Below are 24,020 nucleotides of genomic sequence, written 5' to 3' on the forward strand. Positions count from 1 at the left end.
GCCAGGTGATCCCCCTGGGCCACCTCTTTTGCGATTGTAATTTCATGCTTGCTGGTGAATAGTCAGTATTTTCCCTGACTTGCGAACTCACCATGACCCGCACACTCAAACCGTTAATTCTTAACACCGGCGCACTGGCGCTAACGTTAATCCTGATTTATACCGGCATTTCGGCCCATGACAAACTCACCTGGCTGATGGAAGTGACACCGGTGATTATTGTCGTGCCGCTACTGCTTGCCACCGCTAAACGTTATCCGTTAACGCCGCTGCTCTATACGCTCATTTTCTTTCACGCCATCATCCTGATGGTCGGCGGGCAATACACCTACGCGAAAGTCCCCATCGGTTTTGAGGTGCAGGAATGGCTGGGGTTGAGCCGTAATCCGTATGACAAGCTGGGGCATTTTTTCCAGGGGCTGGTGCCTGCACTGGTGGCACGAGAAATTCTCGTGCGCGGGATGTACGTGCGCGGACGTAAAATGGTGGCGTTCCTAGTCTGCTGCGTGGCGCTGGCGATAAGCGCGATGTATGAATTAATCGAGTGGTGGGCGGCGCTGGCAATGGGCCAGGGAGCGGATGATTTTCTCGGCACCCAGGGCGACCAGTGGGACACGCAATCCGATATGTTCTGCGCGCTGCTTGGCGCATTAACGACGGTGATATTCCTCGCTCGCTTTCATTGCCGCCAGCTACGGCGCTTTGGCGGTAATGACTCCAACTTATTGATAGTGTTTTATGTTCAGATAATGCCCGATGACTTTGTCATGCAGCTCCACCGATTTTGAGAACGACAGCGACTTCCGTCCCAGCCGTGCCAGGTGCTGCCTCAGATTCAGGTTATGCCGCTCAATTCGCTGCGTATATCGCTTGCTGATTACGTGCAGCTTTCCCTTCAGGCGGGATTCATACAGCGGCCAGCCATCCGTCATCCATATCACCACGTCAAAGGGTGACAGCAGGCTCATAAGACGCCCCAGCGTCGCCATAGTGCGTTCACCGAATACGTGCGCAACAACCGTCTTCCGGAGACTGTCATACGCGTAAAACAGCCAGCGCTGGCGCGATTTAGCCCCGACATAGCCCCACTGTTCGTCCATTTCCGCGCAGACGATGACGTCACTGCCCGGCTGTATGCGCGAGGTTACCGACTGCGGCCTGAGTTTTTTAAGTGACGTAAAATCGTGTTGAGGCCAACGCCCATAATGCGTGCAGTTGCCCGGCATCCAACGCCATTCATGGCCATATCAATGATTTTCTGGTGCGTACCGGGTTGAGAAGCGGTGTAAGTGAACTGCAGTTGCCATGTTTTACGGCAGTGAGAGCAGAGATAGCGCTGATGTCCGGCAGTGCTTTTGCCGTTACGCACCACCCCGTCAGTAGCTGAACAGAAGGGACAGCTGATAGAAACAGAAGCCACTGGAGCACCTCAAAAACACCATCATACACTAAATCAGTAAGTTGGCAGCATCACCCGCTTTGGCTTGATAACCGGATAACAACGTGCGCTTTGTTGATGCCGGATGCGGCGTGAATTCCTTATCCGGTCTACAAAATTTGCAAATCCAAAGCATTACATTAAGACGTGGCCTGATAAACATATCGCATCAGGCCATTTTCGTTAGCTATTGTCCACGTCAGGCTTTCACATCACTCACTGCACCGACCGGAATATCAGCATGAACAGGCTCGGGCGGTACTTTGCGATATTTATCCAGCAGATGAATCTGGATCCTGCGCAGCGTGTCGCCATTGAGGCGATAGAAACGGAAGTAGAGAATCAGCGTTACCATGAAAAACAGAGTTGGTAGAGCAATCATAATAAACTGCATACCTAATAGGGCTTGCGTAGACTGTTCAACATTCGGTACATAGCCAATCATCCCTAACACAACCGCAATGAAAAAAGCCGCAAAGGCTGAACCGCCCTTCACCACCATAGTCTGCACGGAGTAAGCGATACTTTCACAGCGTACGTGCAGTTTATATTCACCGTAATCAACGGTATCTGCCACCATGATGACCTGTAATACCCAGAAAAGCGCCGTTCCCACATTCAGCAAAATACCCGCAATCACAATGAGGACGACGTTGTGATAGCTCATTAATGCCATTAACAGGAGAACACCACAGCTTAACACCGGAAGAATAGATGCTCCGGCCCATAAAATGCGTCGGGATAATGATTTAACTAAGCGTGGGAAGAATACTGGATTTGCCCCTATATTTCCAGACATCTGTTATCACTTAACCCATTACAAGCCCGCTGCCGCAGATATTCCCGTGGCGAGCGATAACCCAGCGCACTATGCGGATGCCATTCGTTATAATGCTCGAACGCCTCTGCAAGGTTCTTTGCTGCCGTTAACCCGTCTGGTTTGGGCATGATACTGATGTAGTCACGCTTTATCGTTTTCACGAAGCTCTCTGCTATTCCGTTACTCTCCGGACTCCGCACCGCCGTGTTCTTCGGTTCAAGTCCCAACATCCGGGCGAACTGGCGTGTTTCATTAGCCCGGTAGCATAAACCATTATCCGTCAGCCACTCCACTGGAGACGACGGAAGATCGTTGCCGAAGCGGCGTTCCACCGCTCCCAGCATGACGTCCTGTACTGTTTCACTGTTGAAGCCGCCGGTAGTCACCGCCCAGTGCAGTGCCTCACGATCACAGCAGTCCAGCGCGAACGTGACACGCAGTCTCTCTCCGTTATCACAGCAGAACTCGAACCCGTCAGAGCACCATCGCTGATTGCTTTCTTTCACGGCCACTCTGCCTGTATGTGCCCGTTTCGATGGCGGTACAGCAGGTTTTCGCTCAAGCAACAGCGCATTCTGGCGCATGATCCGGTAAACACGTTTGGCATTGATCGCAGGCATACCATCAAGTTCTGCCTGTCTGCGAAGCAGCGCCCATACCCGACGATAACCATACGTGGGCAGCTCTCCGATAACATGGTGTATACGGAGAAGCACATCCGTATCATCAGTGTGACGACTGCGGCGGCCATCCATCCAGTCATCGGTTCGTCTGAGAATGACGTGCAACTGCGCACGCGACACCCGGAGACAACGGCTGACTAAGCTTACTCCCCATCCCCGGGCAATAAGGGCGCGTGCGCTATCCACTTTTTTGCCCGTCCATATTCAACGGCTTCTTTGAGGAGTTCATTTTCCATCGTTTTCTTGCCGAGCAGGCGCTGGAGTTCTTTAATCTGCTTCATGGCGGCAGCAAGTTCAGAGGCAGGAACAACCTGTTCTCCGGCGGCCACAGCAGTAAGACTTCCTTCCTGGTATTGCTTACGCCAGAGAAATAACTGGCTGGCTGCTACACCATGTTGCCGGGCAACGAGGGAGACCGTCATCCCCGGTTCAAAGCTCTGCTGAACAATTGCGATCTTTTCCTGTGTGGTACGCCGTCTGCGTTTCTCCGGCCCTAAGACATCAATCATCTGTACTCCAATGACTAGTCTAAAAACTAGTATTAAGACTATCACTTATTTAAGTGATACTGGTTGTCTGGAGATTCAGGGGGCCAGTCTAAATACTAACGTCACCAGGTTAGCAGCTCCCGCATACGACAGATAATAGGGGAACAAATCCGCATCACCGATAACATATGAGAAATAATAGATAGCAAATCCGGTAATAATGTTGCTGGCTACATTATAAGCAAGAGCCATACCCAAGAGGCATGAAAGCTGATCGTTTTTATAAATTAGCGCAACGATGGCTTTAAGTGTCAGATGGCTTCCTTCAGCAGACGGTTGATTGTCTGACGAAAAGACTTCATGCACATTGCGCAGAGTGATGATGGTTGAAACAATAAAAAAGGCGATCAGTACCAGTGTGAACATCTGAAAGCCAAATCCCCGATCGCCACCGCCGACATAATTAACAAATGGTAGCGTCACACCTGCCGTAACAAAGCCCGCCAGACTGGCAAAAAAACGCGGATAAGGAACCAGTTGTTCACGCTCACGTTTATCGAGCGTGATGGTTGGAACCAGCGACCAGAAGGGAATATCCATAATGGTGTAAGTCATGCCCCAGAGGATGTAGGTCACGCAAACAAAGACAATCTGAGTAGTACCTTCAAACAGATGCGCACTAAAGAGGAGAAATAAGATTACAGAGTTTGCCAACGTACCGATCAGGATCCAGGGTTTGAACTTACCCCATCGCGATCGCGTAGCATTTACAATCCATCCCATAATCGGATCGTTAATAGCATCCCAGATCCTCGCCACCAGAAACAAAGTACCGACCAAACCCACAGACAGCCCAACGACATCGGTGTAGTAATACATGAGGTACATATACACAATGCCGATCGCAAAATCCTTCCCGAACGCTCCAAATCCATAACTGAGTTTTGTAGTCATTGAAATGCTCATAGGGTATCGGGTCGCTGTTACCAACGCCCGCCTTCTGTTATTGGTATCGTCAGAGGTGTGCGCCGGAATAAATCCCCCGGCGCAGTAGCGTTTAGTCGCGTTTTAACGGTGCAACCAGCCTGGCAGCCAGTCGCCGTGGGCGGCAATCAGGTCGTCAACAAGAGCATATATTTCGTCAATGCCCAGCACGGCGGCAGTATGCGGGTCCATCATCGCGGCGTGGTAAACACGGTCGCGATTTTCCGTAAGAATAGCTTCGGTCAGCAGCGTCTGTACATTGATGTTGGTTTGCATCAGGGCGGCCAGATGCGAAGGTAGCGTACCGACTTTAGTCGGCTGAATGCCATTAGCATCAACCAGACAGGCTACTTCCACGCAACATCCTTGTGGCAGGTTATCAATCAAACCATCGTTACGGACGTTGCCGTAAATCACACTCGGCTCGCCAGTCCAGATAGCGTTCATGATTGTGCTGGCATATTCTCGTGACGGTTTAATATCAATCCGGGAGGCGTTTTTATACTCCTCCAGCTCTTTATGCCAGTTCGCCAGCTGCTCGACGCAGCGTTTCGGGTACTCATCCAGCGGTACTTTATAACGCTCAATCAAATCCTCACGACCTGGCTTAATAAACCACGGCGTGTATTCAGCAAAATGTTCTGACGATTCCGTAACGAAGTAGCCCAGCTTTTTGAACATTTCGTAGCGCACAATATTCTGGCAGCGAGTATTACCATGAATATTTGGCTTCGGTGCCTGCCCTGCTTCATAAGCCGCCAGCAGTTCCGGGTAGAGATTCACGTAACTGCCGTCGGCGGTTTTACGCTCCAGTTCCAGGTAAAACGCCATATGGTTGATACCAGCGCAACGGTAACGCAGCGTGGACGGATCGATATTGAGGTCACGCGCCAGCTCTTCCGCCGTTCCCTGCACCGAATGGCACAGCCCTACCTGTTTGATATGCGGATAGCGGGCATACATCGCCCAGGTATTCATCGCCATTGGGTTAACGTAGTTGAGCATGGTGGCATCGGGGCAGACTTCCGTCATGTCCTCGCAAATTTGCCACAGATGCGGAATGGTACGTAGCGCGCGCATAATACCGCCCGGCCCCAACGTATCGGCAATGGTTTGTTCCAGACCATGCCGCTTACAGACCTCGAAATCAGTCACCGTGCAAGGTTCATAACCGCCAATCTGAAATGCCACCACGACAAAATCGGCATCCTGTAAGGCTTCTTTCTGTTGGGTGTGGCAGGTGATTTTGCCGCTGGCCCCTGCTGAATCCATCAGCTTACGCACCACAATATGCGACTCTTCCAGGCGGGTGGGATCAATGTCCATCAGGGCAATATGCGCCGTTTTCAGCGCCTCGCGATGGAACACATCACCAAGAATATTTTTAACGAAAATCGTCGAACCAGCGCCGATAAATGTAATTTTGGGTGCAGTCATCATGCAGATCTCCTGGCTTGCTTGAATAACTTCATCATGGCAGGCGAATCTGCAGAAAACCTCCGGCTTCCAGGTTGAGCATTCCCATAAACTCAGATCCTGCGTGAAGCAGCAGTAAATCTGAGTTTATGGTAATAAGTTACCTGAAAAGCAGAGTTTTCGGCCTCATGATGCTCGGACGCTCCCCTCGCCTCTCTGGGAAGAGGGTGAAAACCGTGCTCCCACTCGCAGTCATCCTCCCTCACTCCTGCCATAATTCTGATATTCCAGGAAAGAGAGCCATCCATGAATACAGATACGTTTATGTGCAGCAGCGACGAAAAACAGACCCGCAGCCCGCTGTCGCTGTATTCGGAATACCAGCGGATGGAGATTGAGTTTCGCGCACCGCATATCATGCCCACCAGCCACTGGCATGGTCAAGTCGAAGTGAATGTGCCTTTCGATGGCGATGTGGAATACCTGATCAACAATGAAAAAGTGAATATCAATCAGGGTAATATCACGCTGTTCTGGGCCTGTACACCGCACCAACTAACAGATACCGGAACCTGTCAGAGCATGGCGATTTTTAATCTGCCGATGCATCTGTTTCTCTCCTGGCCGCTGGATAAAGACCTGATTAACCACGTCACTCACGGCATGGTGATCAAATCACTGGCCACACAGCAACTTAGCCCGTTTGAAGTGCGCCGCTGGCAGCAGGAATTAAACAGTCCGAACGAGCAAATTCGCCAGCTCGCCATTGATGAAATTGGCCTGATGCTCAAGCGATTTAGCCTCTCTGGCTGGGAACCGATTCTGGTCAATAAAACCTCGCGCACACACAAAAACAGCGTCTCGCGCCATGCGCAATTTTATGTTAGCCAGATGCTGGGCTTTATTGCCGAAAACTATGATCAGGCGCTGACCATCAACGATGTGGCTGAGCACGTCAAACTTAACGCCAACTATGCAATGGGGATATTCCAGCGGGTCATGCAATTGACGATGAAACAGTACATTACCGCGATGCGCATCAACCACGTTCGCGCGTTACTGAGCGATACCGATAAAAGTATTCTCGATATTGCCCTGACGGCAGGCTTTCGTTCAAGTAGTCGTTTTTACAGCACGTTCGGCAAATATGTCGGCATGTCGCCGCAACAATACCGCAAACTTAGCCAACAGCGCCGCCAGACGTTTCCCGGCTAAAGACGATATCAGTATCAGCCAAAAAAATAGTTTAGCCGTCGATAATAAGCAGTGAAAATAATTTAAAATAATCACATAACGCATTGTTTATAAAAATAAATATTTCAAAAATGTTTGTTTTTCACGCGCTTTACAGCCCGAAAAGGCCGGAAGATACTTGCCCGCAACGAAGATTCCTTCATAACCGGGTAAGCAATGATGAAAGTATTAATTGTTGAAAGCGAGTTTCTCCATCAAGACACCTGGGTCGGTAACGCCGTTGAGCGTCTGGCAGATGCTTTAAGCCAGCAAAATGTTACCGTGATTAAATCCACCTCCTTTGATGATGGTTTTGCCATTCTCTCTTCAAACGAAGCCATTGACTGCCTGATGTTCAGCTATCAAATGGAACATCCGGACGAACATCAAAACGTCAGACAATTGATCGGTAAGCTTCATGAGCGCCAACAAAACGTGCCGGTCTTCCTGTTGGGCGATCGGGAAAAAGCCCTCGCCGCAATGGATCGCGACCTGCTGGAGCTTGTCGATGAATTCGCCTGGATTCTGGAAGATACCGCCGACTTTATCGCCGGACGCGCTGTTGCCGCGATGACCCGCTACCGCCAGCAGCTGTTGCCGCCACTGTTCAGCGCGCTGATGAAATATAGCGACATCCATGAATATTCCTGGGCAGCGCCAGGCCACCAGGGCGGCGTTGGTTTTACCAAAACACCCGCCGGACGTTTCTACCATGACTACTATGGTGAAAATCTGTTCCGCACCGATATGGGCATCGAACGAACTTCCCTCGGTTCTTTGCTTGACCATACTGGCGCATTTGGCGAAAGCGAAAAATATGCCGCACGCGTATTTGGTGCCGATCGCTCCTGGTCGGTAGTCGTCGGTACTTCCGGCTCTAACCGCACCATCATGCAGGCTTGCATGACCGATAACGATGTCGTGGTCGTTGACCGTAACTGCCATAAATCCATCGAACAAGGCTTGATGCTGACAGGCGCGAAACCGGTCTACATGGTGCCAAGCCGCAACCGCTACGGCATTATCGGGCCAATCTATCCGCAGGAAATGCAACCTGAAACCTTGCAGAAGAAAATCAGTGAAAGCCCGCTGACTAAAGACAAAGCCGGGCAAAAACCGTCTTACTGCGTGGTGACCAACTGCACCTATGACGGCGTGTGTTATAACGCTAAAGAAGCGCAGGATCTGCTGGAAAAAACCTCCGATCGTCTGCACTTTGACGAAGCCTGGTACGGCTATGCACGTTTCAACCCGATCTATGCCGATCACTATGCCATGCGCGGCGAACCTGGCGATCACAACGGTCCTACCGTTTTCGCCACCCACTCCACCCACAAACTGCTGAATGCGCTTTCACAGGCTTCTTATATTCATGTACGTGAAGGTCGTGGGGCGATTAACTTCTCCCGCTTCAACCAGGCCTACATGATGCATGCCACCACCTCCCCGCTGTATGCCATCTGCGCATCCAACGACGTGGCGGTGTCGATGATGGACGGCAACAGCGGCCTGTCACTGACGCAGGAAGTGATCGACGAAGCGGTTGATTTCCGTCAGGCGATGGCGCGGCTGTATAAAGAGTTCACCGCTGACGGTAGCTGGTTCTTCAAACCGTGGAACAAAGAAGTCGTCACCGACCCACAAACCGGCAAAACCTATGACTTTGCTGACGCACCAACCAAACTGCTGACCACCGTTCAGGACTGCTGGGTAATGCATCCGGGCGAAAGCTGGCACGGCTTCAAAGATATTCCGGATAACTGGAGTATGCTCGACCCGATTAAAGTCAGCATCCTTGCTCCGGGAATGGGTGAAGATGGTGAACTGGAAGAAACCGGTGTTCCGGCGGCGCTGGTCACTGCCTGGCTTGGTCGCCACGGCATTGTGCCTACCCGCACCACTGACTTCCAAATTATGTTCCTGTTCTCTATGGGCGTAACCCGTGGGAAATGGGGAACTCTGGTTAACACCCTTTGCTCCTTCAAACGCCACTATGACGCCAACACACCGCTGGCGCAGGTGATGCCGGAACTTGTTGAACAATATCCTGACACTTACGCGAACATGGGGATTCACGATCTGGGTGACACCATGTTTGCCTGGCTGAAAGAAAACAACCCTGGCGCACGGTTGAACGAAGCCTATTCCGGCCTGTCGGTGGCGGAAATCACCCCGCGTGAAGCGTACAACGCGATTGTCGACAACAATGTCGAACTGGTATCCATTGAAAATCTGCCAGGACGCATCGCGGCAAACTCAGTTATCCCATATCCGCCAGGAATCCCGATGCTGCTGTCTGGTGAAAACTTCGGCGATAAAAACAGTCCGCAAGTAAGTTATTTACGCTCGCTGCAATCCTGGGACCACCATTTCCCTGGATTTGAACACGAAACTGAAGGGACTGAAATTATTGACGGTATTTACCACGTTATGTGTGTGAAAGCGTAACCACTATTCCGCTGAAGGCGTAATTGTTTAAATAACATTACGCCGCCTGGCCTTAGGCCTTTTGAGTATGGCAACGTTTTCATAAAAATTGCTGCAAACAAAAATGTCATACTTTTTGCGCGGCCCCACCCCGCGCTTTTTTTTGCCTGTTATTTATCCTGTAAAAAAATATGTACATGAGAAATTACTATAAAAATTTGTAATATTAGTAAAACTCGTTATTTTTATGCATGTTTATATTCATCATACAATTATATAACCATTTCCCGGTATCGCTTTGCTTTAGCGAGAACTGGTCTTTTATTCGCACTCAGGAGTACATGTATGAGGATTTGCAGCGACCAACCTTGTATTGTTTTATTGACTGAAAAAGATGTCTGGATAAGGGTGAATGGGAAAGAACCTATTAGCCTTAAAGCTAACCATATGGCGTTATTAAATTGTGAAAATAATATTATCGACGTCTCCTCTCTTAACAACACTTTGGTTGCTCATATTAGTCACGACATCATCAAAGATTACCTCCGGTTTCTGAATAAAGATCTCTCGCAAATACCAGTATGGCAACGTAGCGCTACGCCCATACTCACCCTGCCATGCCTGACGCCAGACGTCTTTCGCGTTGCCGCGCAACACAGCATGATGCCCGCAGAAACTGAGTCAGAAAAGGAACGAACACGCGCATTATTATTCACGGTGCTATCCCGTTTTCTCGACAGTAAAAAATTCCTTTCATTAATGATGTATATGTTACGTAATTGTGTAAGTGACAGCGTTTATCAAATTATTGAAAGCGATATTCACAAAGACTGGAATCTTAGTATGGTAGCCAGTTGTTTATGTCTTAGCCCAAGTCTGTTAAAGAAAAAGCTGAAAAGCGAAAACACCAGTTATAGCCAAATAATCACCACCTGCCGCATGCGTTATGCCGTAAATGAATTAATGATGGACGGTAAAAATATCTCTCAGGTATCACAGTCCTGCGGCTACAACAGTACGTCGTACTTTATTTCTGTCTTTAAAGACTTCTACGGTATGACGCCGCTGCATTATGTTAGTCAGCACAGAGAACGAACTGTCGCCTGATTTTTAACCTTAACGAAGAGCTATATTAATAACGGCATCAGCGATAACCCGGTCGATAATAATTCAACTATCGAATGCAGGCGTATGATATGACGTAATTTATTGTCACGAAGCTCGCCTTCGCAGGAGTTTAATTATGTCTTCGGATGCTGATGCTCACAAAGTGGGCTTAATCCCCGTCACCCTGATGGTGTCGGGGAATATTATGGGGTCAGGTGTTTTTCTGTTACCTGCAAACCTGGCCTCCACTGGCGGGATTGCCATTTATGGATGGTTGGTGACGATTATCGGTGCGCTGGGGCTCTCGATGGTATACGCCAAAATGTCGTTCCTCGATCCAAGTCCTGGTGGTTCTTACGCTTACGCCCGCCGCTGCTTTGGCCCGTTTCTCGGTTATCAAACCAACGTCCTCTACTGGCTGGCCTGCTGGATCGGCAATATCGCTATGGTGGTCATTGGCGTAGGATATTTAAGTTACTTCTTCCCGATTCTGAAAGATCCATTGGTATTAACCATCACCTGCGTCGTGGTGCTGTGGATCTTCGTCCTGCTGAACATTGTCGGTCCGAAAATGATCACCCGTGTGCAGGCCGTTGCCACCGTGCTGGCGCTGATCCCCATCGTCGGGATTGCCGTATTTGGCTGGTTCTGGTTCCGTGGTGAAACCTATATGGCGGCATGGAACGTCAGCGGCCTGGGCACCTTCGGTGCGATTCAAAGTACCCTTAACGTTACGCTGTGGTCGTTCATCGGTGTGGAAAGTGCCTCCGTTGCCGCAGGTGTGGTGAAAAACCCGAAACGCAATGTCCCTATCGCCACCATTGGTGGGGTATTGATTGCCGCCGTTTGCTATGTGCTCTCCACCACCGCGATTATGGGGATGATCCCTAATGCCGCACTGCGCGTTTCTGCCTCGCCATTCGGTGATGCCGCACGGATGGCGTTGGGTGACACCGCTGGGGCCATTGTTTCCTTCTGCGCAGCTGCGGGTTGCTTAGGTTCACTGGGCGGCTGGACGTTGCTGGCGGGTCAAACGGCGAAAGCCGCTGCCGATGACGGACTGTTCCCACCGATTTTTGCCCGTGTAAATAAAGCGGGTACGCCAGTGGCGGGGCTGATTATCGTCGGTATTTTGATGACCATCTTCCAGCTCAGTAGCATTTCGCCAAACGCAACCAAAGAGTTCGGTCTGGTATCTTCCGTGTCGGTCATCTTTACACTGGTGCCATATCTTTACACCTGTGCGGCGTTACTGCTGCTCGGCCACGGTCACTTTGGTAAAGCACGCCCGGCATATCTGGCTGTTACTACCATTGCCTTCCTCTACTGCATCTGGGCCGTGGTGGGGTCCGGGGCGAAAGAGGTTATGTGGTCATTTGTCACCCTGATGGTCATCACCGCCATGTATGCGCTGAATTACAACCGGCTACATAAAAACCCGTATCCCTTAGATGCACCAATAAGCAAAGATTAATTCCCCTTAATCCAGCAAACATAAAAGCCAACCTTAAGAACTTAAGGTTGGCTTAATTTTGCTTTGCGAGCATATGCGCACTTTGTTCGATGGAAACACCGTGATGTTGAAGCGCCTACTAAAAAGCCCCTCTTTGAATTTACTCGCCTGGCTATTGTTGGCCGCTTTTTATATCTCTATCTGCCTGAATATTGCCTTTTTTAAACAGGTGTTGCAGGCGCTGCCGCTGGATTCGCTGCATAACGTACTGGTTTTCTTGTCGATGCCGGTCGTCGCTTTCAGCGTGATTAATATTGTCCTGACACTAAGCTCTTTCTTATGGCTTAATCGACCACTGGCCTGCCTGTTTATTCTGGTTGGCGCGGCTGCACAATATTTCATAATGACTTACGGCATCGTCATCGACCGCTCGATGATTGCCAATATTATTGATACCACTCCAGCAGAAAGTTATGCGCTGATGACACCGCAAATGTTATTAACGCTGGGATTCAGCGGCGTGCTTGCTGCGCTGATTGCCTGCTGGCTAAAAATCAAACCTGCCACCTCGCGTCTGCGCAGTGTTCTTTTCCGTGGAGCCAATATTCTGGTTTCTGTACTGCTGATTTTGCTGGTCGCCGCACTGTTTTATAAAGACTACGCCTCGTTGTTCCGCAATAACAAAGAGCTGGTGAAATCCTTAAGCCCCTCTAACAGCATTGTTGCCAGCTGGTCATGGTACTCCCATCAGCGACTGGCAAATCTACCGCTGGTGCGAATTGGTGAAGACGCCCACCGCAACCCGTTAATGCAGAACGAAAAACGTAAAAATTTGACCATCCTGATTGTCGGCGAAACCTCGCGGGCGGAGAACTTCTCCCTCAACGGCTACCCGCGTGAAACTAACCCGCGGCTGGCGAAAGATAACGTGGTCTATTTCCCTAATACCGCATCTTGCGGCACGGCAACGGCAGTTTCAGTACCGTGCATGTTCTCGGATATGCCGCGTGAGCATTACAAAGAAGAGCTGGCACAGCACCAGGAAGGCGTGCTGGATATCATTCAGCAAGCGGGCATCAACGTGCTGTGGAATGACAACGATGGCGGCTGTAAAGGTGCCTGCGACCGCGTGCCTCACCAGAACGTCACCGCGCTGAATCTGCCTGGTCAGTGCATCAACGGCGAATGCTATGACGAAGTGCTGTTCCACGGGCTGGAAGAGTACATCAATAACCTGCAGGGTGATGGCGTGATTGTCTTACACACCATCGGCAGCCACGGTCCGACCTATTACAACCGCTATCCGCCGCAGTTCAGGAAATTTACCCCAACCTGCGACACCAATGAGATCCAGACCTGTACCAAAGAGCAACTGGTGAACACTTACGACAACACGCTGGTTTACGTCGACTATATTGTTGATAAAGCGATTAATCTGCTGAAAGAACATCAGGATAAATTTACCACCAGCCTGGTTTATCTTTCTGACCACGGTGAATCGTTAGGTGAAAATGGCATCTATCTGCACGGTCTGCCTTATGCCATCGCCCCGGATAGCCAAAAACAGGTGCCGATGCTGCTGTGGCTGTCGGAGGATTATCAAAAACGGTATCAGGTTGACCAGAACTGCCTGCAAAAACAGGCGCAAACGCAACACTATTCACAAGACAATTTATTCTCCACGCTATTGGGATTAACTGGCGTTGAGACGAAGTATTACCAGGCTGCGGATGATGTTCTGCAAACTTGCAGGAGAGTGAGTGAATGAAAATTCTGATTGTTGAAGACGATACGCTGTTATTGCAGGGACTGATTCTGGCGGCGCAAACCGAAGGCTACACGTGCGATGGCGTAACAACCGCGCGGATGGCGGAACAAAGCCTTGAGGCCGGTCATTACAGCCTGGTGGTACTGGATTTAGGGTTACCCGACGAAGATGGACTGCATTTTCTCGCCCGTATCCGGCAGAAAAAATACACCCTGCCGGTACTGATCCTCACCGCTCGCGATACGCTGACCGACAAAATCGCCGGGCTGGATGTCGGTGCCGATGACTATCTGGTGAAGCCTTTTGCGCTGGAAGAGTTACACGCCCGTATCCGCGCCCTGCTACGACGCCATAATAATCAGGGCGAAAGTGAGCTGATTGTTGGCAATCTGACGCTGAATATGGGTCGCCGTCAGGTATGGATGGGCGGTGAAGAGTTGATTCTGACGCCCAAAGAATATGCTCTGCTGTCACGGTTAATGCTCAAAGCAGGCAGTCCGGTACATCGGGAAATTCTCTACAACGACATCTATAACTGGGACAATGAACCCTCGACCAACACCCTGGAAGTGCATATCCACAATCTGCGCGACAAAGTGGGCAAAGCCCGTATCCGCACCGTGCGCGGCTTTGGCTATATGCTGGTCGCGAATGAGGAAAACTAATTGAATCTGATGCGTTTTCTGCGCCGACCAATATCGCTGCGCCAACGGCTGATATTGACCATCGGGGCCATTTTGTTGGTGTTTGAGCTGATCAGCGTCTTCTGGCTATGGCATGAAAGTACCGAGCAGATTCAGCTGTTTGAGCAGGCGCTACGCGACAATCGCAACAACGATCGCCACATCATGCGTGAGATCCGCGAGGCGGTCGCCAGCCTGATTGTCCCCGGCGTCTTTATGGTCAGCCTGACGCTATTTATCTGCTATCAGGCGGTACGCCGCATCACCCGCCCGCTGGCGGAGCTGCAAAAAGAGCTGGAAGCGCGCACCGCCGACAACTTAACGCCCATTGCCATTCACAGCGCCACCCTCGAAATCGAAGCGGTGGTTTCGGCGTTGAACGATCTGGTCAGTCGCCTGACGAGCACGCTGGATAACGAAAGGTTATTTACCGCTGACGTCGCGCACGAACTGCGAACGCCACTGGCGGGGGTGCGTTTGCATCTGGAACTGCTGGCGAAAACGCATCACATTGATGTAGCACCGTTAGTGGCACGGCTTGATCAGATGATGGAGAGCGTCTCCCAGCTGCTGCAACTGGCGCGTGCCGGACAGTCATTTTCTTCCGGTAATTATCAACATGTAAAACTGCTGGAAGATGTCATTCTCCCCTCGTATGACGAACTCAGTACCATGCTCGACCAGCGACAGCAAACCCTGCTATTGCCAGAGAGCGCCGCCGACATCACCGTTCAGGGTGATGCAACCCTGCTGCGGATGTTATTGCGAAACCTGGTAGAAAACGCCCATCGTTACAGCCCACAAGGCAGCAACATTATGATTAAGCTGCAAGAAGATGGCGGAGCGGTCATGGCCGTTGAAGATGAAGGACCGGGTATTGATGAGAGTAAATGCGGGGAGTTGAGTAAAGCGTTTGTACGTATGGACAGCCGTTATGGCGGGATTGGTCTGGGGTTAAGTATTGTCAGCCGCATTACACAGTTGCATCACGGGCAGTTTTTCCTGCAAAACCGGCAAGAGACTTCCGGCACGCGGGCCTGGGTACGGCTGAAGAAAGATCAGTACGTAGCAAACCAGATATAAAGAAAGCTGCTGACCACCAGCACACTGAACACGGTAGTTAAACTTTCATAAACACGGTTTTTCATTGCACTCTCCTCCGTTAACCTGGAGGAGAGTATGCGCGTCAGAGATTAAGTGAACCTTAAGAGTTCAATTGGCCTGATAAGACAGCGTCACATCAGGCCATCCGTTTCAGCTTATTCATCAATTCGCGGATGTTGCTGCACCAGGCGGGTACGTTTCGCCTGCAAATCGGCAATCTCGTGGTCAATATCATCGATTTTCTGCTCGATATTATCGTAATGCTCGACGAGAATTTCCTTCGCTTCCTGTATATCTGACGCCGCCGGTGTCGCACCTTTCAACGGACGATTTGCCGTCTCTTTCATGGTTACGCCGGTGATTAAACCAATCACCGCCACTACCATCAGGTAATAGGCAGGCATCATCAGATTCTGCGAGCTTTCGACCAGCCAGGCCGCCAGTGTTGGCGTCAGACCGGCAACCAGCACCGAAATATTAAATGCCGCCGCCAGCGCGCTGTAACGGATATGCGTCGGGAACATCGCTGGCAAGGTAGAAGCCATAACGCCCGTAAAGCAGTTAAGGATCACCGCCAGCATCAGTAACCCGGCAAAAATCAGGCCGATGACGTTACTGTTAATCAGAATAAACGCCGGGATCGCCAACACAAACAGGGCAACACTACCAAGTAGCACAAACGGACGACGGCCAAAACGGTCACTCAGCAAGCCCATCACCGGCTGGACAAACAGCATACCGATCATAATGGCGATAATAATCAGCACCCCGTGGTCTTCGGAGTAATGCAGGTTATGCGACAAATAACTCGGCATATAGGTCAGCAACATGTAGTAAGTCACGTTGGTGGCAATTACCAGACCAATACATGTCAACAGGCTGCGCCAGTATTTAGTGGCAATCTCTTTAAACGAGACTTTCGGGCCATCCTGCAAACCTTCGCGGTCGCCCTGTTCCAGTTTATCAACATGCTGCTGGAACGCCGGAGTTTCTTCCAGCGCATGGCGCAGGTAAAGCCCGATAATCCCTAACGGCAGAGCAATAAAGAACGGAATACGCCAGCCCCAGTCGAGGAAGTTCGCTTCGCCGACAATGGTCGAAATTAACACCACCACGCCCGCACCCAGCACAAACCCGGCAATAGAACCGAAGTCCAGCCAGCTGCCCATAAAGCCACGTTTACGGTCAGGGGAGTATTCCGCAACAAATATCGACGCCCCGGTATATTCACCGCCGACCGAGAAACCTTGTGCCATCTTACAGATCAACAGCAGAATCGGTGCCCAAATACCAATCGTGTCGTAGGACGGTATTAAGCCAATACAGAACGTACTGATCGACATAATCACAATAGTGATAGCGAGGATCTTCTGGCGACCATATTTATCGCCCAACATACCAAAGAAGAGCCCGCCAAGCGGTCGAATCAGAAAGGGAACGGAGAAAGTGGCAAGTGCAGCAACCATCTGCACGCTGGGGTCAGCCCCCGGGAAAAAAACTTTACCTAATGCGTAAGCAACAAAACCATAAACACCAAAATCGAACCATTCCATTGCATTACCCAGTGATGCTGCGGTAATGGCTTTACGCAGTTTACCGTCATCAATAATGGTGACATCACGAAGGGTAATCGGTTTTACTTTTTTCCTTTTCAGCATAGCTTTCCTCGCAGAGTTGGCCCATTTCCGCAAACGCCAGAAAAATCAGCGCGACGGCCGCAAAAGGGGAGCGGGAATTGCAGGATGCAATCTCTGTAACAAGCGTAGCGGGTTTGCTTACACCCTCCGGTTAAGGAATGTACAATCAAACCAGTTGACGCCTGAATTGGGCAGTTAATGACCTTTTTACCCTACCAGTGTTTAAATTTGTGATCAACTTCACACATGGATTTCGTTTAGGACTCATTGATGTAACTGATTATTTACGCCAAATTTACAGAGAAGATTTCCTCGACCATTGCCCCACCAAACGCTGCGCTGAACAGAGTCGTGGCATCCCCAGCGCGACTGTTTGCCAGCGTTGGGTCACTGACCAGCAAACGGGCTGTTTATCTGCCGTGGACCACTTTCCCAGCCAACTTAAAAAATCAGCATGCTCCCCTCCCGAAGAGGCAAACCACTGATGGTAATAGTGACGCGTGGTCGGTGCCGCATTGATACTCTCTGCCAGATGTTGTGTCGCTTTCTCGCGCAAATCACCCAGTAACAACACCACCGCTTGCGGGCTTCCCAGACGGCAGGCATCGCCAAATGCACCCCAGCGCAACTCCTCCAGAACGATAAAACAGCGCCCAGGCAACGACCAGGCGTTATACGCCCCAGCACGCCAGCGGGTAAAAATTTGCTCGCTCTGATCACCTGCCTGCACCAGTAGGCCTCGTTGCGTTAACGCCTTTTCCTTCCAGCGACAACGGGCTGAAAACCACTCATACAAGGCGGCAATTTGCTGGGGGAGCTCCGGGAAAGCAGAGTGCTGGCGGTGATCCATTTTTTGCAGCAGCGCCAGATGCTGCGCGATCTGCGTCAGCGCCAGATGACCGGGATCCAGCATCGACGCCAGTTTTTCCACCATTGTCAGTCGCAGGCTAAGCGGCGCATTTAACATGCCGCCGTTCGTCCATGTCTGAAGCTGCACACGCGAAAGAAGTTCCTGCATCAGTCGTTCACGAAACTGCTGCTGATGGGCTTGTGGAAGGCGGGCATCATCGCCCTGCGCCAGATCCACTAAAAAGCGGGGATAAACCGACTCCAGCACGCGACCGGGGCCGTCCAGTAACGTCTTGGTCAATATCGTTCTGCCGTGAAAAGTGTTTGAATATCATCGCGTAACAGCTGGGCGTCGGTGTAAATCCAGCCGTGAGTCATCACAGTCTGCTGCAATTGCTGCTGCATCAGCCTGACCACCGATTCATTTTGTTGACGCAGAGCCAGGCTTTCGCGTAAACGCGTCTGTAATTCCGTCAAACATGAAGCGAACTCAGCGCAAAAAGTATTCATGCCTGCCGTAACAGATTCATCGACCTGCTCTGCCAGAACTTTAGCCATTTGTTGGCAATAAAGATCGACTTCTGCGCTTAAAGCTCGTTGCAACACACTGTAATCAACCGTCTCTGTCGGGGATTTCTCATTTCCCCGTCCCCAGTCGGGCTGATTCAACCAGCGCGAAAAAGTCTCACGCACAACGCCTAAACGCGTGCTCTGCTCGTCCGTTGCATCCTGGCGCGAAATGACTTCACTGAACAGCTGGCGAGTGTTGACGTGGGGAACTACTCCGTGAAAAACAGGAAAATGAAACCCAGGACGAAACCCTGACTCGCTCAATTCCATTTTGACTTGTTGCTCAATGGGCCGAATAACATCGGTTAACACCCGGCAAAGGGTGGATTCAAGCTCGGCAAAACGCAGCGTAAAGTCGCGACTGATGGTGTTCTGCGCCGTCTGTAACAGTGTCTCACAGCAGGTACGAATCTCGCTTAACGGCTCCGAATCATCCTGAAACAAGGCGGCTAACTGCGCATTCAGCGCATCTTGCTGTTGACGCAGAAAGTGGTTGGCGGAGGTCAGGGCCAGCTCGATTTCATGTTTAATCTCGCCGCTCACCTGCGCCTGATTGAGTTGCAATAGCTGCAAACTTTCTTCGACCTGATGGATATTTTGCCGCAATTGTTCACAAGCGACGTTTAACCCGTGCGCACGAAAATCCAGGTATTCCCGCGCCTGCTGCGCGTAATTCAACAGTTTATGCGCAGCAGATCGCAGAGCATACAACGAGGCGTTAGCGTAAGCGGCATGAAGCAACGCCTGAATTGGCTGGGCGAACAGCGAATCTTCCCACAACTGATCGGCAGCATGACGAATATGTTCGAGGTCCGCCAGATCGGCATGACGCCAGCGCCTGCCGAGCGCGGCATGGGCAAAATCTTCCACCCAGCGTTGTTGCTCTGGCGCTGGTAACTTACCGTTGTTGGCTAACTCATGGCGCGCTCGATTTGCCAAGTAGCCCCACATCGACGACACCGGAAATATCTGCTGTGGCGTAATACAGCCTTTCATCAGCGTCCCGGAAATCAGTGCCCGCACCTGGTCGGCGTCGTCACTGTTACGATCCTGTTGATCGAACTTATTGACCAGCACATACAGTGGCACCGATTGCCCCACCGCCAAAATCGCCTCACGGACCTCTTCATCGGAGATCGATTTCAGTTGCGTATAATCCAGCACCGCCAGTACCGCCGAGGCGCGTGCCAGCTGCTGGTTAAGCATTTTTTGCAGATGCGGTTGCCCGGCTTCATTTGGCCCGGGGGTATCCAGTAACGTCAACTGACCGGGATAACTCTCCAGCCCCGCCAGATGGACAAACTCCACTTCAATCACGGGAATATGCTCAATGGCGGCGTAAGCAGAAAAAGGAAAATCGACGTCCAGCGCCTTCGCCAGTCGCACTAAATCATTCAAACTTTTCAGACAATGAAAAATAGGCTGGGCACCCAGATAATATTTTTCGAAAGCGACGCCATTTTCGATCCGCTGCATAAGCGCACGCATATCTTTATCTATTTCCAGCACATCGGTCAGATGCTTAATATCGCAATCACGCAGGCGCTGTTGTAATTGTTGAATTAAACAATCGATTGGCGCGACATGTGAAAAATGCAGTACCGGTTCCTTTTGCCCGGGCGTATGGCGAATAAGCGTCGGCAGCGCAGTCATTGGGCGATTACGATTAGGCAGAACCTCCGTACCAACAATGGCATTAATGGTGGTTGATTTCCCTGCTTTCATAGTACCGACAATCGCCAGCACCATTTCCAGTCGGGAAATTTTACTCAACTCATTATTCAGCATCGCGTGACGTTCGGCGATATTAGGCTGACTCCAGGGTAAAGCCAGTTGTGGCGCGTCGTCTCCGGGTACAGAGAGAGGCATTTTTTCCAGTAACTGCAACTGTTGGCGAGAAAGCTGTAACAGGCGTTCAGCCTCCTGACTTAACTCATACAGGGTCTGTGTGTACATAGAAAATTCTTCCTTAAAGCAAATTTTGTTACTTTTATTTAGCCAGATTGTTTTTGAGTTCTGTTTTTGGCTTTTATAATTACTGCAAGAAATAATTTTATATTTAGTGTGTTGTTTTTTATCAGAATAAATAACGTCTTCTGATGCGTTTAAAACGTCAGAAAGATAAAAATATCATGTGAATAAAAAAAAGAACAAGTAGAGCATTAACATTATCTTAAATAATAAATAGAGGCAAAAAGATTATTTTCTTTTTGCGTTTCCTTTCAAATGAAAACGATCGTCGTCTAAAATCAGCAGTACCCCCGACAAACTCAGGGATTTTGTGTATAATTGCGGCCTTTTTCGGCAATCTGCCGTTTTTTGGCGCTTTTGCCCTGCTGACTTTTGAGGAAATCCACATGTCATTACCACACTGCCCAAAATGCAACTCCGAATACACTTACGAAGATAACGGCATGTACATCTGCCCGGAATGTGCCTACGAATGGAACGACGCAGAACCTGCACAGGAAAGCGACGAGCTGATCGTTAAAGATGCTAACGGCAATCTGCTGGCTGACGGCGACAGCGTTACCATCATTAAAGATCTGAAGGTGAAAGGTAGCTCTTCGATGCTGAAAATTGGCACCAAAGTGAAAAACATCCGCCTGGTTGAAGGCGACCATAACATCGATTGCAAAATCGACGGTTTTGGTCCGATGAAACTGAAATCTGAGTTTGTGAAAAAGAACTGATTGTATTGTGATCGGTAAGCCGGATAAGGCGCTCGCGCCGCATCCGGCAACGATGCCGACTGCCTGATGCGACGCTTGCGCGTCTTATCAGGCAGCCTCTCATCTGTATAAATTTCGAACTACACTTAATTGGCTTCTCTTAACTGAGGTCACCATCATGCCGTTAAGTCCCTACCTCTCTTTTGCCGGTAACTGTGCCGACGCAATTGCTTATTATCAACGTACGTTGGGCGCTGAACTGCTCTATAAAATCAGCTTCGGCGAAATGCCAAAATCAGCGCAGGACAGCGCCGAGAACTGCCCTTCCGGAATGCAATTTCCCGATACCGCCATCGCCCACGCCAATGTGCGCATTGCCGGAAGCGACATCATGATGAGCGATGCCATGCCGTCAGGAAAAGCCAGCTACTCCGGCTTTACGCTGGTGCTCGATTCGCAACAGGTCGAAGAAGGAAAACGCTGGTTTGACAATCTTGCCGCTAACGGAAAAATCGAAATGGCCTGGCAGGAAACTTTCTAGGCGCATGGCTTTGGCAAAGTCACCGATAAATTTGGCGTACCGTGGATGATTAATGTCGTCAAACAACAACCAACGCAATAACCCGCCGGGAGGCCCGCCCTCCCGCACTGTCATCGAATTCCCGTTAACTCTTCATCTGTTAGTCACTTTTAATTAACCAAATCGTCACAATAATCCGCCACGATGGAGCCACTTTTTTAGGGAGGCTGCATCATGCAAACGATTATCCGTGTCGAGAAGCTCGCCAAAACCTTCAATCAGCATCAGGCGCTGCATGCGGTTGATCTGAACATTCATCACGGTGAAATGGTGGCTCTGCTTGGGCCGTCGGGTTCCGGCAAATCCACCCTTTTACGTCACTTAAGCGGTTTGATTACCGGCGATAAATCCGCCGGCAGCCATATCGAGCTGCTGGGCCGCACAGTCCAGCGCGAAGGCCGTCTGGCGCGCGATATCCGCAAAAGCCGCGCCAACACCGGCTACATCTTCCAACAATTCAACCTGGTGAACCGCCTGAGCGTACTGGAGAACGTGCTGATTGGCGCACTCGGCAGCACGCCGTTCTGGCGCACCTGTTTTAGCTGGTTTACCCGCGAGCAGAAACAACGCGCGTTACAGGCGCTGACCCGCGTTGGCATGGTGCATTTTGCCCATCAACGCGTTTCCACCCTCTCCGGCGGACAGCAGCAGCGTGTGGCGATTGCCCGCGCGCTGATGCAGCAGGCGAAGGTGATTCTGGCCGATGAACCCATCGCCTCGCTGGACCCGGAATCCGCCGGCATCGTGATGGACACCCTGCGCGACATCAATCAGAACGACGGCATCACCGTGGTCGTCACGCTGCATCAGGTGGATTACGCCCTGCGCTACTGCGAACGCATCGTCGCCCTGCGCCAGGGGCACGTTTTCTACGACGGCAGCAGCCAACAGTTTGATAACGAACGTTTTGACCATCTCTACCGCAGCATTAATCGCATCGAAGAGAACGCGAAAGCTGCCTGACATCCCCATCATTGAGGAAAACGAATGAACGCTAAGATAATTGCCTCGCTGGCCTTCACCAGCATGTTCAGCCTCAGCACCCTGTTAAGCCCGGCACACGCCGAAGAGCAGGAAAAGGCGCTGAATTTCGGCATTATTTCAACGGAATCACAGCAAAACCTGAAACCGCAATGGACGCCATTCTTACAGGATATGGAGAAGAAGCTGGGCGTGAAGGTGAACGCCTTCTTTGCCCCAGACTACGCAGGCATTATCCAGGGAATGCGCTTCAATAAAGTGGATATCGCCTGGTACGGCAACCTGTCGGCAATGGAAGCGGTGGATCGCGCCAACGGCCAGGTCTTCGCCCAGACGGTCGCGGCGGATGGATCGCCAGGTTACTGGAGCGTGTTGATCGTCAACAAAGATAGTCCGATCAACAACCTGAACGATCTGCTGGCGAAGCGGAAAGATCTCACCTTCGGCAATGGCGATCCTAACTCCACCTCTGGCTTCCTCGTCCCCGGTTACTACGTCTTTGCCAAAAACAATATCTCCGCCAGCGACTTTAAGCGCACCGTCAACGCCGGGCATGAAACCAACGCGCTGGCCGTCGCCAACAAGCAGGTGGATGTTGCCACCAACAACACCGAAAACCTCGACAAGCTGAAAACCTCCGCGCCAGAGAAGCTGAAAGAACTGAAGGTGATCTGGAAGTCGCCGCTGATCCCAGGCGATCCGATCGTCTGGCGCAAGAATCTCTCCGAAACCACCAAAGACAAGATCTACGACTTCTTTATGAACTACGGAAAAACGCCGGAAGAGAAAGCGGTGCTGGAACGCCTGGGCTGGGCACCGTTTCGCGCCTCCAGCGACCTGCAACTGGTGCCGATTCGCCAGCTCGCACTGTTTAAAGAGATTCAGGGCGTAAAAAGCAATAACGGACTGAATGAGCAGGACAAGCTGGCGAAAACCACCGAGATTCAGGCGCAGCTGGATGACCTGGACCGCCTGAACAACGCGTTAAGCGCGATGAGTTCGGTGAGTAAAGCGGTGCAGTAATGTGCTCGATCGGTCCCCTCTCCCTTGAGGGAGAGGGTTAGGGTGAGGGGGAAATGCGCACGCTGATGCCCTCACCCCGGCCCTCTCCCACAGGGAGAGGGAGA

17 protein-coding genes and 4 pseudogenes are annotated in these 24,020 nt (G+C 50.9%); 12 read left to right on the forward strand and 9 right to left on the reverse strand.

The genetic code is table 11. The annotated features are described in order from the left end of the window. Nucleotides 1-92: 92 nt before the first annotated feature. Nucleotides 93-788, forward strand: coding sequence for a DUF2238 domain-containing protein (locus tag C1P89_RS17030; RefSeq protein WP_000198732.1), 696 nt, complete (start codon nucleotides 93-95; stop codon nucleotides 786-788). On the opposite strand, the gene C1P89_RS17035 is transcribed toward C1P89_RS17030, so the two are convergent. The 5 genes and pseudogenes from C1P89_RS17035 to melA form a co-directional block, all read right to left on the reverse strand. Further along, nucleotides 723-1,420 (reverse strand): IS1-like element IS1A family transposase gene (locus C1P89_RS17035; protein WP_237158182.1). Its coding sequence is split into 2 segments (ribosomal slippage): nucleotides 723-1,171 and nucleotides 1,171-1,420, totalling 699 coding nucleotides; the frame shifts between segments, so codons are not numbered across the junction. The two genes, C1P89_RS17030 and C1P89_RS17035, sit on opposite strands and share 66 nt — an antisense overlap. Nucleotides 1,421-1,637: 217 nt before the next feature. Then, nucleotides 1,638-2,210 (reverse strand): annotated as a pseudogene (locus C1P89_RS17045) (MFS transporter); the annotation flags it as partial. 11 nt (nucleotides 2,211-2,221) lie between these two features. After that, a protein-coding gene (locus C1P89_RS17050; RefSeq protein WP_167553805.1) for an IS3-like element IS2 family transposase occupies nucleotides 2,222-3,450 on the reverse strand; the annotation gives its coding sequence in 2 pieces (ribosomal slippage) (nucleotides 2,222-3,135 and nucleotides 3,135-3,450; 1,230 coding nt in all). Between the two features lie 93 nt (nucleotides 3,451-3,543). Continuing rightward, nucleotides 3,544-4,395, reverse strand: a pseudogene (gene melB, locus C1P89_RS17055) (melibiose:sodium transporter MelB); the annotation flags it as partial. Between the two features lie 102 nt (nucleotides 4,396-4,497). Beyond that, complete coding sequence (gene melA, locus C1P89_RS17060) at nucleotides 4,498-5,853, reverse strand: alpha-galactosidase (protein ID WP_000988032.1); 1,356 nt, start codon at nucleotides 5,851-5,853, stop codon at nucleotides 4,498-4,500. Nucleotides 5,854-6,135: 282 nt separating this feature from the next. Between melA and melR the strand changes: the two genes are divergently transcribed. The 7 genes from melR to pmrB all read left to right on the forward strand — a co-directional run bounded on the left by melR (nucleotide 6,136) and on the right by pmrB (nucleotide 15,583). Further along, on the forward strand, nucleotides 6,136-7,044 hold the full coding sequence (melR, locus tag C1P89_RS17065) for a transcriptional regulator MelR (protein ID WP_001090769.1): 909 nt from the start codon (nucleotides 6,136-6,138) through the stop codon (nucleotides 7,042-7,044). Between the two features lie 198 nt (nucleotides 7,045-7,242). After that, nucleotides 7,243-9,510 carry an arginine decarboxylase gene (adiA, locus tag C1P89_RS17070; protein ID WP_077085681.1) on the forward strand — a complete coding sequence of 756 codons (2,268 nt, stop codon included), beginning with the start codon at nucleotides 7,243-7,245 and terminating at the stop codon, nucleotides 9,508-9,510. 324 nt (nucleotides 9,511-9,834) lie between these two features. Continuing rightward, complete coding sequence (adiY, locus tag C1P89_RS17075) at nucleotides 9,835-10,596, forward strand: DNA-binding transcriptional activator AdiY (RefSeq protein ID WP_001217059.1); 762 nt, start codon at nucleotides 9,835-9,837, stop codon at nucleotides 10,594-10,596. A gap of 136 nt (nucleotides 10,597-10,732) precedes the next feature. Beyond that, nucleotides 10,733-12,070 carry an arginine/agmatine antiporter gene (gene adiC, locus C1P89_RS17080; RefSeq protein WP_000093154.1) on the forward strand — a complete coding sequence of 446 codons (1,338 nt, stop codon included), beginning with the start codon at nucleotides 10,733-10,735 and terminating at the stop codon, nucleotides 12,068-12,070. A 103-nt stretch (nucleotides 12,071-12,173) separates the two neighbouring features. Then, complete coding sequence (eptA, locus tag C1P89_RS17085) at nucleotides 12,174-13,817, forward strand: phosphoethanolamine transferase EptA (RefSeq protein WP_005144212.1); 1,644 nt, start codon at nucleotides 12,174-12,176, stop codon at nucleotides 13,815-13,817. Beyond that, nucleotides 13,814-14,482 carry a two-component system response regulator BasR gene (gene basR / locus C1P89_RS17090; protein ID WP_000697929.1) on the forward strand — a complete coding sequence of 223 codons (669 nt, stop codon included), beginning with the start codon at nucleotides 13,814-13,816 and terminating at the stop codon, nucleotides 14,480-14,482. The genes eptA and basR overlap by 4 nt, the downstream gene beginning before the upstream one ends. Next, nucleotides 14,483-15,583, forward strand: coding sequence for a two-component system sensor histidine kinase PmrB (gene pmrB, locus C1P89_RS17095; protein WP_001052138.1), 1,101 nt, complete (start codon nucleotides 14,483-14,485; stop codon nucleotides 15,581-15,583). Here pmrB and pmrR read toward each other — a convergent pair. From pmrR to crfC, 4 genes and pseudogenes are all read right to left on the reverse strand, one after another. After that, nucleotides 15,559-15,648 carry an LpxT activity modulator PmrR gene (gene pmrR, locus C1P89_RS26515; RefSeq protein ID WP_000797657.1) on the reverse strand — a complete coding sequence of 30 codons (90 nt, stop codon included), beginning with the start codon at nucleotides 15,646-15,648 and terminating at the stop codon, nucleotides 15,559-15,561. The genes pmrB and pmrR overlap by 25 nt on opposite strands. 111 nt (nucleotides 15,649-15,759) lie before the next feature. Then, entirely contained in the window at nucleotides 15,760-17,262 is a 1,503-nt protein-coding gene (gene proP, locus C1P89_RS17105; RefSeq protein WP_001313516.1) for a glycine betaine/L-proline transporter ProP, read from the reverse strand. Nucleotides 17,263-17,525: 263 nt separating this feature from the next. Then, a pseudogene (locus tag C1P89_RS17110) lies at nucleotides 17,526-18,391 on the reverse strand (diguanylate cyclase regulator RdcB family protein). Continuing rightward, nucleotides 18,388-20,616: a clamp-binding protein CrfC gene (crfC, locus tag C1P89_RS17115; protein ID WP_000288625.1), complete on the reverse strand. Its 2,229-nt coding sequence runs from the start codon at nucleotides 20,614-20,616 to the stop codon at nucleotides 18,388-18,390. Before crfC ends, C1P89_RS17110 begins: the two are co-directional and overlap by 4 nt. Before the next feature lie 401 nt (nucleotides 20,617-21,017). On the opposite strand from crfC, the gene C1P89_RS17120 reads away from it, so the two are divergent. From C1P89_RS17120 to phnD, 4 genes and pseudogenes are all read left to right on the forward strand, one after another. Next, nucleotides 21,018-21,353 (forward strand): zinc ribbon domain-containing protein YjdM, encoded by a 336-nt coding sequence (locus tag C1P89_RS17120; protein ID WP_001300891.1) that lies wholly within the window; start codon nucleotides 21,018-21,020, stop codon nucleotides 21,351-21,353. Between the two features lie 157 nt (nucleotides 21,354-21,510). Continuing rightward, nucleotides 21,511-21,954, forward strand: a pseudogene (yjdN, locus tag C1P89_RS17125) (VOC family metalloprotein YjdN). 132 nt (nucleotides 21,955-22,086) lie between these two features. Then, entirely contained in the window at nucleotides 22,087-22,875 is a 789-nt protein-coding gene (gene phnC / locus C1P89_RS17130) for a phosphonate ABC transporter ATP-binding protein (protein WP_001193395.1), read from the forward strand. A gap of 24 nt (nucleotides 22,876-22,899) precedes the next feature. After that, nucleotides 22,900-23,916: a phosphonate ABC transporter substrate-binding protein gene (gene phnD, locus C1P89_RS17135; protein WP_000991994.1), complete on the forward strand. Its 1,017-nt coding sequence runs from the start codon at nucleotides 22,900-22,902 to the stop codon at nucleotides 23,914-23,916. Nucleotides 23,917-24,020 lie beyond the last annotated feature (104 nt).

Source organism: Shigella sonnei (genome assembly GCF_002950395.1).
Lineage (GTDB): Bacteria > Pseudomonadota > Gammaproteobacteria > Enterobacterales > Enterobacteriaceae > ECMA0423.

Bases quoted from the DNA above. Each gene is read 5' to 3' on its own strand.
- C1P89_RS17030 (WP_000198732.1), top strand. From the start codon at position 93: ATGACCCGCACACTCAAACCGTTAATTCTTAACACCGGCGCACTGGCG.
- melA (WP_000988032.1), bottom strand. From the start codon at position 5,853: ATGATGACTGCACCCAAAATTACATTTATCGGCGCTGGTTCGACGATT.
- melR (WP_001090769.1), top strand. From the start codon at position 6,136: ATGAATACAGATACGTTTATGTGCAGCAGCGACGAAAAACAGACCCGC.
- adiA (WP_077085681.1), top strand. From the start codon at position 7,243: ATGAAAGTATTAATTGTTGAAAGCGAGTTTCTCCATCAAGACACCTGG.
- adiY (WP_001217059.1), top strand. From the start codon at position 9,835: ATGAGGATTTGCAGCGACCAACCTTGTATTGTTTTATTGACTGAAAAA.
- adiC (WP_000093154.1), top strand. From the start codon at position 10,733: ATGTCTTCGGATGCTGATGCTCACAAAGTGGGCTTAATCCCCGTCACC.
- eptA (WP_005144212.1), top strand. From the start codon at position 12,174: ATGTTGAAGCGCCTACTAAAAAGCCCCTCTTTGAATTTACTCGCCTGG.
- basR (WP_000697929.1), top strand. From the start codon at position 13,814: ATGAAAATTCTGATTGTTGAAGACGATACGCTGTTATTGCAGGGACTG.
- pmrR (WP_000797657.1), bottom strand. From the start codon at position 15,648: ATGAAAAACCGTGTTTATGAAAGTTTAACTACCGTGTTCAGTGTGCTG.
- proP (WP_001313516.1), bottom strand. From the start codon at position 17,262: ATGCTGAAAAGGAAAAAAGTAAAACCGATTACCCTTCGTGATGTCACC.
- crfC (WP_000288625.1), bottom strand. From the start codon at position 20,616: ATGTACACACAGACCCTGTATGAGTTAAGTCAGGAGGCTGAACGCCTG.
- C1P89_RS17120 (WP_001300891.1), top strand. From the start codon at position 21,018: ATGTCATTACCACACTGCCCAAAATGCAACTCCGAATACACTTACGAA.
- phnC (WP_001193395.1), top strand. From the start codon at position 22,087: ATGCAAACGATTATCCGTGTCGAGAAGCTCGCCAAAACCTTCAATCAG.
- phnD (WP_000991994.1), top strand. From the start codon at position 22,900: ATGAACGCTAAGATAATTGCCTCGCTGGCCTTCACCAGCATGTTCAGC.